11 protein-coding genes are annotated in these 14,708 nt (G+C 27.9%); all 11 read right to left on the bottom strand.

Features of this window, described 5'->3' with window-relative positions; translation table 11 throughout:
* Positions 1-5: 5 nt before the first annotated feature.
* The gene (locus BTO18_RS13340; RefSeq protein WP_105016696.1) at positions 6-1,496 is read right to left on the bottom strand and encodes a serine hydrolase domain-containing protein; all 1,491 of its coding nucleotides are present in this window, start codon (positions 1,494-1,496) and stop codon (positions 6-8) included.
* A gap of 3 nt (positions 1,497-1,499) precedes the next feature.
* Positions 1,500-2,111 carry a DUF6624 domain-containing protein gene (locus BTO18_RS13345; RefSeq protein WP_105016697.1) on the bottom strand — a complete coding sequence of 204 codons (612 nt, stop codon included), beginning with the start codon at positions 2,109-2,111 and terminating at the stop codon, positions 1,500-1,502.
* Between the two features lie 6 nt (positions 2,112-2,117).
* The gene (locus BTO18_RS13350; RefSeq protein ID WP_105016698.1) at positions 2,118-3,215 is read right to left on the bottom strand and encodes a glycoside hydrolase family 3 N-terminal domain-containing protein; all 1,098 of its coding nucleotides are present in this window, start codon (positions 3,213-3,215) and stop codon (positions 2,118-2,120) included.
* Positions 3,216-3,220: 5 nt separating this feature from the next.
* Positions 3,221-4,144, bottom strand: a complete 924-nt coding sequence (locus BTO18_RS13355) for an NAD(P)-dependent alcohol dehydrogenase (protein ID WP_105016699.1) — start codon at positions 4,142-4,144, stop codon at positions 3,221-3,223.
* Positions 4,144-5,643: a serine hydrolase gene (locus BTO18_RS13360; protein ID WP_105016700.1), complete on the bottom strand. Its 1,500-nt coding sequence runs from the start codon at positions 5,641-5,643 to the stop codon at positions 4,144-4,146. Before BTO18_RS13360 ends, BTO18_RS13355 begins: the two co-directional genes overlap by 1 nt.
* A gap of 36 nt (positions 5,644-5,679) precedes the next feature.
* Positions 5,680-7,071, bottom strand: coding sequence for an alpha/beta hydrolase (locus BTO18_RS13365; RefSeq protein ID WP_105016701.1), 1,392 nt, complete (start codon positions 7,069-7,071; stop codon positions 5,680-5,682).
* 1 nt (position 7,072) lies between these two features.
* A complete protein-coding gene (locus BTO18_RS13370; RefSeq protein WP_105016702.1) occupies positions 7,073-7,942 on the bottom strand; it encodes a steryl acetyl hydrolase in 870 nt (289 codons plus the stop codon).
* A 6-nt stretch (positions 7,943-7,948) separates the two neighbouring features.
* Positions 7,949-9,244, bottom strand: a complete 1,296-nt coding sequence (locus BTO18_RS13375) for a hypothetical protein (RefSeq protein ID WP_105016703.1) — start codon at positions 9,242-9,244, stop codon at positions 7,949-7,951.
* 351 nt (positions 9,245-9,595) lie between these two features.
* Positions 9,596-9,760 (bottom strand): hypothetical protein, encoded by a 165-nt coding sequence (locus BTO18_RS17690; RefSeq protein ID WP_170063274.1) that lies wholly within the window; start codon positions 9,758-9,760, stop codon positions 9,596-9,598.
* 23 nt (positions 9,761-9,783) lie between these two features.
* Positions 9,784-12,795: a DUF8693 domain-containing protein gene (locus BTO18_RS13380; RefSeq protein WP_105016704.1), complete on the bottom strand. Its 3,012-nt coding sequence runs from the start codon at positions 12,793-12,795 to the stop codon at positions 9,784-9,786.
* A 149-nt stretch (positions 12,796-12,944) separates the two neighbouring features.
* Positions 12,945-14,708, bottom strand: a complete 1,764-nt coding sequence (locus tag BTO18_RS13385; protein ID WP_105016705.1) for an AraC family transcriptional regulator — start codon at positions 14,706-14,708, stop codon at positions 12,945-12,947.

Consider the following 14,708-nt stretch of genomic DNA (forward strand, 5'->3'; position numbering starts at 1 on the left):
AAATTTTATTTAGAATTAACATTTAAAATATGATTTATTTTCTTCAAATACTTTTCTGCATTTTCATTTTTAGGATTCAATTTTAAAGACTTTAAATAACTTTTTTTAGATTTTTCAAAGTCTTTATTTTCAAAATAGGCTTGCCCTAAACTATCATGCAAGTTTGCATTTTTTGGATTTTCTGAAATAGCAAATTGAAAAACTTCAATGGCTTTTTTAATTTTATTTTCTTTTAAAAGCTCATAACCTATTGCATTTAAATTAAAGATAAAATTGGTATTAAAGTATTTGTTTTCATTAATTTTTAACTGATTGAACTCTTTTTTAGCTGCCTTTTTATCAACCAAAAGTTTTGGTTTTATATAAGATTTTAAATTGATTTTTGGGAATTTTATCAAATCAGTTTCTATGGTGTAAAATAAATTAAAATAATCATTACTAGCAGCATCAGAATTATTATTGACAATCATAATTTGTCCATAATTACTGTCTGGACAAATTAAAATTCCACTATGAATTCCGATTGAATTTCCAGTTTTAGAATAATAAAAACCTTCTTCTTTGGCTGTACCTAAATCTTGCCATAAATACCCCATTTGTGTGCCTTCTTCATCTTTAAACAAAACTCTCGTGGCTTCTTTTATTAAAGGGTTTTTACTTTCTAGTTGAAATTTTAGCAACTTTATTAAATCTGGTAATGTACTAATCATTCCACCTGCACCACCTAATAAAGGATTTTTGTAATAAGGAGCCAATTTATTTTGTTCATCATACCCGTTTGCTAAAAAATGCTTGTGTTTGTCAAAATCTATTAAATAAGTGTTGTTCATCTCCAATTCTTTCAGAAAAGAGTACACAATTTCCTTGTATTTTTTTTGATATACTTTTTGCAAAATATAAGCCATCAATTCAGAACCTACATTATTATACTCAAAATAAGTACCAGGTTTTTTATCTAATTTCATCAATTTTAAATCATCTAAAAAGTCATTAAAATTATAGTCTATTTCTTTATCTTTATAGTAGCCTTCAGCAATTTTATCATTAATATCAGAAAATCTTTTAGGGTGTTTTGTTTTAAAACCAAGTGAGTGTGTCAACAGGTTGCTAATAGTAATTGGTATGTTTTCAAACTCTAAATTAGAGTAATCACCTTCTAAATATTTTCTAATATCATCCTCTAAACGAATCTTATTTTCTAAAACAGCTTTTGCTGCTAAAGAACCTGTAAACACTTTGGTTATGGATGCTATTTCATACAAAGTATTATTGTTAGGTGTATTTTTCTTTCCTTTATCAAGTTCGCCATAAAAATTATAATATACTTCTCCATTTCTATAAATAGCTAATGCAATTGAGTTGATATTTTCTTTTTGTAAAGTGTTTTCAGCATAATTATCTACTAAAGAAGACAATTGTTGAAAAGGCTTTATTTCAGCTTCTTTTTTTGACTTACAGCTAATAATTAGTATTAAAATAAGTACTATTTTTTTCATTTTTTAGTCATTTAAAATATATCCATTCTGTTTAGCATGTTCTTCAACAGTTCCTAAACCTAACTTTTTTCTTTTTTCATTTACATTTTTAGGATTTTTAATTGGATAAATTTTCATTTTACCTAGTTTTTTATCCCAGAAAGCTTGTGTTCCGTAAATTTGTTTTTTGCCATTTCTCATTAAAATCCTGTCTTTTAAAAAAGCATAATGCCAAGGTTTAGATTCGCCTTTGTCAACAGATTTTTTTAAAAGTGATATGTATTTTTCTTGATTTTTTAGTTGCGCATGTTGAACAACCAACCATAAAGTTTGATTCGCATCCTCACCAATTATGCTCTTGCCTAACCAACCATGTTTTTTTAAAATTGATATAACTTTTGCTTCACAAATACTATCTTGTTTGTGAATTAAAGACCAAATATATTTTGATTCATCAGACTTATTACCAAATCTTTTGGTTACATCTGGTAATAAAAATCGTAAGGTTTGATCTTCAATTTTAATTTGATGAAGTTCTTTTTTTAAGTTTTCTATTTGTAAAGAATCAATGTTTTTAGCTTGTGAAAATCCATAATTAGTTATTAAAACTGTAAAGAGGAAAAATATTTTTTTCATAAAGAATTAAATTAGGTTTAATAAAATTTTAAATCGAATAATTTTTTTCACAGACTCATAAACTTGAGTTTTATAAGCTGAATCTTTTTCCATTTCATCAAGAATAGAAGTAATCGTTTCGCTTTCATCAATAGGCATTAACAACATATCATTTCCTGCTTTAGAGGCTAAAAGTGGTGCGTTTTTAATAATTGTTACTGCTTTCATAATATTTAAAGCATCAGTAATAATTAATCCTTTAAAACCCAATTCTTCTTTTAAAAGAGTAGTAACTATTTTTCTTGAACAACTTGCAGGCAAACCATTTGTGCCATATTTTTCATTATTCTGTATGGTAATGTGTGCAATCATAATCGATAAAACTCCGTCATTAATTAAAGGAGGATACATCTCTAATTCCTGCAATGCTCCATCTATATAAACCGATTTTTTATGCGTATCTCCTTTTACCAAACCATGACCTGGAAAATGTTTTGCTGTAGCAACAATTCCTTGATTTTGAGTAGTTTTTATAAATTGATTACTTAATTGGATAACTTTATTTTTATCACTGCCAAAGCTTCTGTCTTTAATCGCTTCATTTTCTGGACTGATGTCTACAACAGGCGCAAAATTTTGATGAAAACCAATTTCTAAAAGTTTATTATTGATAATTATTGCAATTGAATCTGATTGTTTTTCAGTTTTGATATCAATAGTATTCATTAGAGGTTTTGTGCCTTGCAATCTACCATTATACAAACTAGGTTCTGCATCAATAGAAAATAATAATGGCAGTTGATTTTTAGATTTGCTAATGGTATTTAAGCTATCAATCATTTTTTCGTGGTTTTCAGAAGTTCCTTTGAGAAAAACAACACCACCTATTTTATTTTCTTGTGCAAGTTTGAAAACTATACTTTCAGGTTTTCCTAATTCTCCAGCAGAAGTTACAATCATTTGTGCAACTTTTTCAGTATCATTTAAGCTGTTAAATATTTTATCTACTTTATGTTCTAAAGCTGGATTGTATTTGTAGAAATCTGTTAGCTTTAATTGTTGACTAAAATTACTGATAGATAATAATAAGAGTAAAATTATAAGTACTTTATTTCTTGAATTCAATATGTTTATTTTTTGTTTATTTCGATGATTACATTTCCTCTTTTTCTTCCTGTATCAACATATTTGTGAGCTTTTACGATATTCTCAAGAGGATAAACTTTGTCTATAAACGGAATTAATTTTCCATTTTTTGTCAAATCAGCGAGTTTTAAAAGATATTCATTTTTTTCTTTTGTCATCATTTTTACAGATACAAAAACACCAGCTTTCTTTAGCACTTTTTTAGCTTTTGATTTCGTAGTTTTTCCAACAGCATCAAAAACAATGTCATATTTTTCATCCAAAGTAGCATAATCTTGTTGATTATAATCTAAAAGGTTATCTGCACCAAGGTTTTTAACCATTTCCATATTTTTTGAACTGCAAACGCCTGTTGCAGATGTTTCAAAATGTTTAGCAAGTTGCACAGCATAACTACCTACACTACCTGATGCACCATAAATAAGTATTTTTTTATTTTTAGAAATAGTTGCTTTTTCTAATAAAAAAAGAGCTGTCATTCCTCCAATTGGTAAGCATGTAGCATGTTTAAAAGATATGCTTTTTGGTTTTAAAGCCATTACTCCATGTTTCCAAGTTTCTGGCACACAAAGGTATTCAGCATAAGCTCCAGATTTAAGCATAGTTGTTGTTCCAAAAACGGCATCATCAATATTAAATTTTGTTACGTTTTTGCCTTTTTCTTCTATAATTCCAGAGAATTCGTGTCCTAAAATTTTCTTGTTAGGTTTAAATAATCCAAAAATAATTCTTGCTGGTAACCAAAATAAAGCTGGGAAGTCTGAAGCTCTTAATCTAACATCTGCAGCTGTTACAGATGTTGCTACAACTTTAACTAATACTTCATTATCTTTTGGTATTGGTTTTTTTATATTAGTTAATTTTAAAACATTTGGCTTACCATATTTTTCATATATAACAGCTTTCATTAGTTTTTTAGTGCTTTTTCTATTTTTAAGATTGTCCTTCTTGTATTTTCAAAACTTTTATCCATTTTATAGGCAGTTTTAAAGTATTTTAATGCTGATAAAGAGTCTCCTTTTATCAGTAGAGCTTCTCCATAACTATCATAAACATTTGCAGAATTTGGAAATCGTTCGATATTTAATTTAAAAACTGTTAAAGCTTCATCTATATTTTTATTTCTTGCTAATACACTTCCTAAATAATTCAAATGATTTTCATCAATAAAATAATGTTCGCTATCATTTTTATTGTTATCTAAAAATTGCATTGCTTTTGCTAAATTTTCTGAATACATTAAACCAGCAAAACTCTCTGCAATTGATTTTTTAGGTAAACTGTAAGGCTTGTCTGCTCTAATACTATCAATGGCATCTGTAATTGCAATATGATTTGGGGTGTTGTTGTTGGTAAGTACAATGTAACCGCTTTTTGTTTCGTATTCATTGAGTAAAAAAGTACCAAAAGCAACCCACTCACCAGCGTGAAAAACAGTTTTAGGCATTTTTTTGTCTTTTAAAAATTTAAAACCAAAACCATATCTAGTTTTGGTTCCATCATTTAAAGAACCCCAAGACCAAGCTTCTTTTAGTTCTTTTTTTGGAAGTACTTTATAGTTTGATATTGCTAAATTCCATTTGTATAAATCGTGTAAAGTAGAATAGATACCTCCATCACCTCTTACATCATTTACTATATCATAATCATATAAATATAAGTCCTTTTGATTGAAAGCTGTACTATACCCAAAAACACGATTTGGCATATTTGGGTCTCTTTTTTCCTGATAATTATAGAGTGTAGAATTATTCATTTCTAAAGGGTCAAAGATGTTTTCCTTTAAAAAAATACTGAAATGTTTACCAGAAACTTTTTCTACAATTGAAGCTAAAACCATATAACCTGTATTGGAATATTCCCATTGTTCACCTGGTTCAAAATTTAGTTTTGGATTCACTTTATAATATACCTCCAAGATTTCGTTATTTCCTAAAATGTATCTTTTTTCAGAATCTTTGGGTTCAAAATTTTCTTCAATAATTGCTTCATAATCAGCTAAACCAGAAGTATGATGGAGTAGATGTTTAATGGTAATATTATCGTATAGAAAATCTTTTAATATGGTGTTTACTTTCTGGTTGTAGGTTATTTTACCAGCAATTTTCAGTTTTGCTATAGAAATGCCTGTAAACTGTTTACTGATTGAAGCCAATCTAAATTGAGAATCTAATGTTAAAGAATCTACAGGGTCTATAGAACGTAAACCATTTGCACTTTGAAAAATAATTTTCTCGTTTTCGTAAACTAAAATGTTGCCAGTTGTAAAACCTTTTTGATGCATTTTAGCTACAAAATCCTTGTATTTTTCAACTTTAGAATTAGTAGACTGTATTTCATTTTTTTTACAGCTAAAAAACGAAATGAAAAGCAGGTAAATTGTAAAGCATTGAGTTATAGACTTCATTATTTATATGTTTATTTTATTAAATAAAAACTAGAACTAACTTTTTATTTTTTTTGATAAAAGCTCCAATTCTTTTTGAGAAAAATATCTATTTTTTTTGTAATTTTTGACACAATATTTTAAGTTTTTTATTCCCTTTTTTAAAGTAGTGTTAGTTTCTATTGCAGTTTTTGCAATAAAATAACTAAATTCTAATCGATATTTTTTGAAGTTCTTTTTTCCTTGCTCTAAAAAAGAAATGGCTTCTTCTGCAGATTCTAAATCATTGATAAAAAAGTTACTAAAATTATCTAATTGTCCTAATAAAAAACGGTATACCTGAAAGTCTTTACTCTCCAACATCTCATAGGCTATTTTTTTTGCTTCTATTACATCACCCAAATCTTTTCTGTCATGAAACATCACAATTGGCATGTAAGTTAAATTATTTCTTTTTTCATCAAATTTCACAAGCTTTTCAAAGGCTTTTTTGTTTTTACTATTTATGGTTTCAACAAGTAAGTAATCAAAATCATCAGCATTTATGGTGGTATTGATGCCATAAATCTGTTTCATTTTTTGCTGATAATTATTAAAATAAGATGTTGGACTGAAGTTTTCTTGTTTTGAAATTTCAGTAAAATCATCAAATTTTTTATATGCTCTAAAAAGAAATTTTATACCATCTAACAAGGCTGTAGTGGGTAAATCTGCATGATTGGCATTGTATTTTTTAACTTCAATATTATCTTTAGATACACTAGATTGTATTTGTTTGGCCATTTTACTAAACTGGTTATCTCTTACTCCATAACCTAAAAAATAACTGACATTAAAAGCAGATTTTAATTTTTTTATTATAATTTCATTGTAATTTGGAACACTTTCCACCAATGATAATGCAATAATATTTTTAAACGGATTTTTCTCTTGAAATAATAAAGAAGTCACAAAATGTGAAGTGTTAGAATGACCAATAATAGCATTAAAACCAGAAGTATTGTAAGTAGAATTTATATAAGGATAGACTTCAGAAATTAAAAAATTTTTCAGCTTTTCTGGACCCTCCAAATACTCCATTCCATTAAAATTGGGTTCAGTTTCAAAACCTCTATTTGTATGAATAATACTTACAATGATGCACTGAGGGATTACGTTTTCTCCAGAATTTTCTACATCTTTATCATTTGTTTTACTCAAAACGTCTACATAATTTAATGTAGGTTCAAAAAGAGAATACCCATCTAAAGTATAAATTACAGGATACTTTTTTTTGGCATCGTAATTTTCTGGTAAAGCTATTTTTAAGGTTCTTTCTTGATTACCAAAAGAAGAAGATTTCATTTTTATAATTGAAAATTTTCTAATCTTTTGTGTTTCTGTTTTTGTAATTTGACCAAAGTTGATTTGACTAATTAACAGTGCAAATAGTGCTATTTTATATTTCATATTAGTTTAACATCCATTTAATTAATTCATCAACATTTACAATGGACCAACTGTGTGGATTTCTTTCTCCATTTGCTCTAAAACCTCTGTTTTTAGTTTGAATTAAGGTGGCTTTTTTCCAGCCTTTTGATTCTAAAAGAGCTACTGTTTTTTGAAGCAAATAGGCATTTGTACTCTCAAAATCAGTTTGCCTATTGGTTTTGTACCATAAGGTGTCAGGTTCTGTGTAAAAGCGAATTTTTTTAAATTTTAGCGCATCAATATTTGTAGTGTTTTTGGTTTCTAAAGTAATGGGGGCATATTTTTGAATATTGATTAACAAAGAATCTTTGCTGAATTCTTCTTCAAAATAATTGATAATCCATTTAGGTTCTGCTAACCTTTCTTCAGAAAAATCTTTTCTTAAAAGATCTTTTTTTGAGCTTTGATACAACCCATACAAATCAATAGGAGAATCTACAACAAAAACTCCTTTTGGATCTAGTTTTGAGTTTGTTTTTGCTAAATAATTTGATAACGAAAGCGCAACTGTACCTCCAATAGACATGCCTCCAATAAAAATATTATCAACATTTAAATTACTTTCTTCTACAATTTTATTTATACTTTTCTCCAGTTTTTTAGCATCATTTTCATCAATCCATAAATGACGATTGAAATCCATTAACAACACAGAAACTTTATTTTGTATTGCTTTTTTAAGAATTTTAAATTCTATTTTGGTTTCTTTTGATGTGCTTCCTCCACCTGGAAATACAATCAGAAGTCCTTCGGAATTTTTGACTTTAAAGAGTTCAAAATTGTCTGTATTTGTTTTGGGTTTTTGACATGTTAAAAGAAAAATAAATAAAATAGATAAAAAACGATACATAATATTTTATCTATTTAGAGGTCGTTCGTTTATCCAATGAAAACCTCTATTAGTTAATAAAAACTTCTTTCTAAATTCTTCAGTTCTAATAAGCTTAATAGATAGTGTATCTTTTTGAAAGTTACCTCTTATATGAAAAATACTATCTTTTTTTTCAAATCTTAAATCATATTTTTTTAAAGAATCTCTATAATCTTCTAATGTGAATTTATTTTGTAAACTATCTACTTTTAATTTATACCATTTACCTTTGTTATTATAGTCTTTTACCATAGCAAATCTTTTATACTTTAAGAATAAATATTTCCATTTTTTAATTCCGCTTCTACTTTCTCTAGAAATAGTGTCTTTATTTACTACAAAAGATTTTACTTCATAAAACCCTTTTATCCTTGTATCATTTACGCCTTCTAAAGACCTGTCTTGGTATTGTTTTGTAGAATAAAAACCAAATCCAATATTTACAATAATCAAAATTTTTAAGACCAAGAATATTATTTTAGGAATTTTTGCGACTTTAGGTTTTGCTATAATACTTAATTTTACTGGCTTTTTGAAAAAGAAAAAATCACATAATTCTTTGAAATTATAGGCTAGCAAAAATAATGTCATCATTACTAAATGGGTGGATGTTATTTTTACAGGAACATCATAAAAATAATTTACAGCCATTACATTTGCAGTAGTTGCTAGAGTAATAATTAAACCAAATGCTAGTGTTCTTCTAAATAATAAAAATACTGCTGCAACTTCTGCAAGCCCCATAAAAATATTATATCCTTTAGAAAAACCTAAAAATGTCCATGCCAAACGCATTGGGCTTGATTCTCCAAAAGTCTGTGTTAGCGTTTGCATACTTGGATAACCAAACTGCAGTTTAATAAGCTTCCACATTCCGTAATTAATCAACATCAAACCAATGTAGAAACGAATAGCAACAGTGAGCCAATAATACATTTTTTTGTAATGTTTCCTTTTTCTATCTAGTAAAGACCAAATGATACAAGCTAAAATAGAAATGATAAAGATGGTAAACAGTAAAACATAGTCATAGGTGGTATCTCCACTTCCATTTGGACCAGTTCTAATGGTGTAGCTTATCCCTAAAATAGTTTCTCCAATTGTAGGAATTATTTTGTAAAGTACTTTGTTAAATAATTCTTCTACATGTTTGTAAAATGGATATGTTGTGTTATTTTGAAATATAATAAAGAGTGAGAAGTAGCTGAAAAAGAATCTAAATGATATTTTTTTTAAAGGACTCCAGATCTTTTTTGGCGCTTTTATTTTCGTAGTTTCCATACATATTGAATTCAATATCCAATTACCAATAAATAAGTTGTTCTAGAAAGAATAGTATGCTAAAATTTATAAATTTGGACACAATCGAACTCTTTAATATTTCAAAAAGACAAATAAGAATAGTAATTACAAAATAAATTTGGGCGTTAGCGTTAATACTGCACTTAATTTTTTTTGTGGATAGGCTGAAACAATATTAATTTCCTTTTTAAATATGCTATTAGTAATTTCTCTACACCTTTTTTAGATGTATAAGTTGGCTTTTTTAGTACATTAAAAAATTAGAATTTATCAAAGCATAGCAGTTCTTTCAAATGGTATTTTTATTTCTTTAAGGTATGTTAATATTTTTTAAAAACCAGATCCTGGAGCTTCTGGACTAGAAGCTTGAGCTTTTTGAGGGTTTAAAATCATATATGTACCAAGTGCAGTAAGCGTAACAAACTTACTATAGTTGCCTACTTTTTTCAAAGCTTGTTTACGAGTAATTTTATTTGTGTTATGGTTACTTTTCATTTTTGTTTTCTTAAGGTTAGGAACTACTCAATTATTATTTTTTTGCTGATACTACCAAGTTTAGCTTCTAGTTTAATAATATAGACTCCTTTTGATATATTTGGGAGGTTAATATCTTTTAAGTTTTTTAAGATAAAATAAGTTGTATGCACTAGCTTACCAATTGTATTGTAAATAGATACGTCTATTTTTTGGTTTGATAATCCTGAAATTCGTACAGTAGATGCATTTAATTTATGTATAACTATATTTTTAAAGTTTACCTCATTTTCAATATTTAACGAACTATGATTTGTGTGCAAATAAAATCTTCCAATTCCTTTTTCATTTTGTTCTAAATTAATTTGATAAAATGTATTTTCCTGATCTAACCTAGTAAAGGTGTTATTTTTTTTGTCTTCTAAATATACTTTTAAATTAGTGGGCAAATTTGTGGTATGTATTGAAAATTGAATCTCTTTTCCATATTCAGCGTTAATACCTATAGGTACTATCATATTTTCGTAGTTGGTGTTTGGTAATGCTTGTATTGCAAAGTCGATACCTTTACTATCCTTTACTAAATGGGTAAAAATATTAAATTGAGAATTTTCTCCAGTAAACGTTCCAATATCAGAACCTACATCTAGACCTGTAGTTTTGTTTTGAATGTATCTAACTTTAGCAGTTGCTGTATTTTTACTGTCAGAAAGTTTTAGTATCAATTCTGGGTAATTAGAAGAACTTTTCAAGAAAATATTTCCTGTTTGATGCGTTTGCATAGCTCTTGTAAATGAAGCAGAAGTTCCTCCATTATTAGGTGCATGAACAAAAAATGCTTGGCCAGGAGCTATGTAAAAAGCAGCATCGTCTATAGATTTAATTTCGTAAGGAGCAGATCCATTCCATAAATATAAGCCAGATCTAGATGGGTCTAAACTACCAGAATCAATATTGACTTTTAAAAAATTATGCATAGCATTTGCTGCATTATTTCCATTGATACTAGATGTATAAGGATTTCCAATTAGGTTCCATCGATTTCCATTTGGGTCATCTCCACCATCTGTAATGGCAATAGGTTGATTGGTAAGATGTAAAGCTCCAGAGAAGGTAAGAGTACCACTAATCGTGCTTTTTTGAACAGTATAACCTTTTGCTGTGGTAAAATTACCTGCAGTATTTACATTATTTAATCCAGTATTATCTGTAAAGTAATTCCAACGTAACAAAGAGGTTGTATTGTTAAGGTAAGGTGCAATAGCATATTTATTGCCACTTGTGTTTACTTGCCCAACAAATCCACTAACCACTTGGCCAACTACTGGTGAGCTAATTAAATGCCAATTCGTAGTAACATATCTTAAATAATTAACATTACCAGAAGACGTTCCATTTATAATTAACGAACCGTTATTTGTTGCACTAGATAAAATATTAAAGATTCCATTTTGAGTAAGGTCTCCATTTAATGTTAGAGCGTTTGCTGATAAAATATTTAGAGTACCACCCATATTTATATTAATATTATTTACAGAAGCTGAAACATCAAGGTTTACTGTGCTACCTGTATTTATCTGAATATTATCTGTGCTTATGGGTATTCTATTTAAAGACCAATTGCTGGCTGTAGACCAATTACCATTTGTTGTCAAAGTATTCGTATCATTTGCCAAAGTAGTAAATGTTTCTGTAGCCCCATAACCTGTTCCAACAGTATTGGTAGCATACGCTTTAAAAGAGTATTGTGAGTTAAGTGTTAATCCTGTAACAGATTGATTAAAGATACCTGTTCCGGAACCATTGACAACTTTAAAGACTCCAGTTCCATTTATTTCTGGGTTATTGTTAGTAGCTGTTAAAGCATATACAACACCTCTTTCAGTTACAGATTCTCCACCATTATTAGTTACATTACCAGCAAGATTTGCTGATGAACCAGTAACAGAACTAGCAGCTGAAGTACTAATAGTTGGAGCTATATTTAAGGTTGTAAAGGATTGAACATTTCCATAACTCGTACCTACAGAATTTATAGCATAAGCTTTAAAAGAATATGTAGAACTATTAGCTAAACCGTTAATAGTTTGGTTAAAAACACCAGTGCCAGTTCCTATTACTACTTTAGTAACTCCAGTTCCATTAATTTCTGGATTATTGTTAGTAGTAGTTAGAGCATATACAATACCTCTTTCAGTTACAGATTGTCCACCATCATTAGTTACATTACCAGCAAGATTTGCTGATAAAGAAGTTATTGAACTAGCAGCTGAAGTAGTAATTGTTGGAGCCTGATTGGGAAGTACTCTTGAGCCTTGAGAAAATTGTATATCATCAAAAGCAAAATCTTCTGAATCAGCATCTGTGTCCAGTTCTATAACCAGTGTTACTCTATTGCCTATATATGCAGATAAGTTTACACTAAATGTTTGCTCTGAACCAACAATTACTTTATTAGCACCATCATTTAAGTCATTTCCAGTTAAATTGCCTCCACCTAAAGTTCCTCCTCCATCAGTGTCTAAAAGAGTAATTATTGATGAACTTCCATTCACTCTTATACCTACAAAAAAACGATCATTTCCTGAAGTAGATTGTTCATAAGTTGCACCTCTAAAACCATACTTAAAGGATAAAACTGGAGCGCTAGTGCCTGAAAGATCAACCTCGTCAAATTCAATTTGAATTGTTCCATCAGGATCTTCAATTGTATAAACATTCCCTGAACCTATAGTAAATCCAGTTTCAGAAGAAAAAAACGATCCAGTCACGACACCAATATTATCATTTGAAATACCTGCATTTGCAGAACTAGAACCTGGTTGTCTAGTAGAAATGAATTTTGAAGTAAATCCTAATTCAGACATTCCATTAGAACCAAATGTATATTCTACTGCTGGTCTTGATGGGTCGTTTGATAACTGATGAGTACTTTTGTTAGAGTCAGTCCAACTAACTGATGTACCAGTAGGTTCAGAAAAACTGGTTCCTACTTGAGCAAAAGAAATATTAAAAATAAGTAAGGCAGCTAATTGAATAATGTATTTTTTTTTCATCTACAAAAAATTATTGATCTACGTAAATAACCAATAATTATGTTATTCTAGAAAAGTGTTAATGCCTATATTTATAAAGCATCTATGCCTAATTTTATAAAATTAGGCATAGATGCTTTGCAAAAAAAAGAATCTATTTATTGGTAGAATTAGGAATTTTTATTGAGTTCTTTTATAAAATAAGAAGGAAGAATACCAGTTTCTTTTTTAAATACCTTGTTAAAAGATTCTCTGCTTTTAAAACCGATTTCATTAGCTATAGATTGGATAGAATAACGTCTAAAAAGTTTATCTTTCTTTAAGCGGTTTAAAACATAATCTATTCTCAAATCATTTATGTAATTCGTAAAACTTTTTTGATAATGATGATTGATAATTTTTGATAAATAGGTTGTATTTGTCTTTAATTTTTTAGAAAGATTAGCAGCTGTACAATTTGTATTTAAATAAAATTGGTTTTTTTCAAGATCTTTTAAATTGTTGAGAATTCGTTCAATTTCTGAATCTTTTAAGTTTAATTCTGTATTGGTTTTTACATTTTTTTTGAAAGTTGTCTCTTTTTCTGAAATTCTAGCTAGAAGTTGTTCTACTTTTTGTTTATTTTTTTTTCTTGATTTAAAAGTTACAAATCCAAAGGTGGTTATTAGAAGAAGAAAAACGGCAACTATAATCAATATAAAAATATTTTTTTCTTGTTTTTCTGAATTTAATTTTTGTATCTCCTTTTCAATTATCGAGTGTTTTTTATGAATAAATTCTGTTGCTAATAAATTCTTATTTTTCAAAATTTGATTTATCTGATTTTCATCATATTTATCAGTGATTTTAGAAATTAGTTCCACTTTCTTTTTTTGAGTTTCAGTAAAAGTAGCTAATGCTTTTTTATAATATTTTAAAGCAAAATCATTCTTATTTAAAGCAGCATATGTTTTAGCAATAAGCGAGAAACCTTCTTGGAAATTTAAATTATTAATTCTTTTTGTATTCTCTAATTTTTCAAGAGTTAATAATTCTTTAAGTGCATTTGTATACTCTTTTTTATAAAAATAAATTTTTCCTTTATTCAAATGTTGAGTCGCTACAAAATTAAACTTATCGTGAGTTCTTTCTACTATACTATTTGTGCTGTCAATTATTTTAAGAGCCTTATCATAGTTTTTTTTATGCATTTCTATAATTGCCTCATTCATTAAATTCACATTTAAATAATAGTTGAACTTTTTAGCATACTTTTTACCTATTATATTACACTCTTTAGCCTTTTTTAGATTGTTAGTTTTAACATAAGCCAATGTTAAATCACTATACGTTTCAGGGTAAAAACCTTTTAAATAAGCAGTTTTGTTGTCTTCAGTTTCTTCTATACTTTTTTCTAAAATTTCAATAGCACCATTAAAATCATTACAAGCTAATTTAAATTTACCAATATTTGCTTTGGTTGCAATTTTTAAATTTATAATATTTTGTGCTGTAGCAATTTTAAGCGCTTTTATGTGATAGTTTATGGATACATCATAATCTCCTAGCTCAAAATAAGACTGTCCTAAAATAATATTGGCTAGGCATTCAAAGTGATGAGAATTCAACTTTTTACTGGCTATTTCTGATAATTTGCCATATTTAATCGTTTCTTCAAATTCATTATTATGATAATAATTTAAATACAAAACTCTGTAGGCATAAATAAGCTGATTTTCATTAAGTTTTTTATCCGCTATTTTTTTTAAAATCACATCAGAAAGAATTTTCATTTGGGATTCATATTCTGTTTTAAAAAGATAACTAGTAGATAATGTTATAAATTTATCTACGGGTATTTTTTTTACAGAATCTGTAAACTTTTCTAAATTGATTTGAGAAAAAGTGCTACTAACAGCCAGCAATAATACTAAAGCTAAAAAGATTTTTTTCAT

It is taken from the genome of Polaribacter porphyrae (assembly GCF_002954685.1).
GTDB lineage: Bacteria > Bacteroidota > Bacteroidia > Flavobacteriales > Flavobacteriaceae > Polaribacter > Polaribacter porphyrae.

What these genes read in the sequence shown, in the direction of transcription:
- BTO18_RS13340 (WP_105016696.1), bottom strand. Translation starts at nt 1,496, where the DNA reads ATGAAAAAAATAGTACTTATTTTAATACTAATTATTAGCTGTAAGTCA.
- BTO18_RS13345 (WP_105016697.1), bottom strand. Translation starts at nt 2,111, where the DNA reads ATGAAAAAAATATTTTTCCTCTTTACAGTTTTAATAACTAATTATGGA.
- BTO18_RS13355 (WP_105016699.1), bottom strand. Translation starts at nt 4,144, where the DNA reads ATGAAAGCTGTTATATATGAAAAATATGGTAAGCCAAATGTTTTAAAA.
- BTO18_RS13360 (WP_105016700.1), bottom strand. Translation starts at nt 5,643, where the DNA reads ATGAAGTCTATAACTCAATGCTTTACAATTTACCTGCTTTTCATTTCG.
- BTO18_RS13365 (WP_105016701.1), bottom strand. Translation starts at nt 7,071, where the DNA reads ATGAAATATAAAATAGCACTATTTGCACTGTTAATTAGTCAAATCAAC.
- BTO18_RS13370 (WP_105016702.1), bottom strand. Translation starts at nt 7,942, where the DNA reads ATGTATCGTTTTTTATCTATTTTATTTATTTTTCTTTTAACATGTCAA.
- BTO18_RS13375 (WP_105016703.1), bottom strand. Translation starts at nt 9,244, where the DNA reads ATGGAAACTACGAAAATAAAAGCGCCAAAAAAGATCTGGAGTCCTTTA.
- BTO18_RS17690 (WP_170063274.1), bottom strand. Translation starts at nt 9,760, where the DNA reads ATGAAAAGTAACCATAACACAAATAAAATTACTCGTAAACAAGCTTTG.
- BTO18_RS13380 (WP_105016704.1), bottom strand. Translation starts at nt 12,795, where the DNA reads ATGAAAAAAAAATACATTATTCAATTAGCTGCCTTACTTATTTTTAAT.
- BTO18_RS13385 (WP_105016705.1), bottom strand. Translation starts at nt 14,708, where the DNA reads ATGAAAAAAATCTTTTTAGCTTTAGTATTATTGCTGGCTGTTAGTAGC.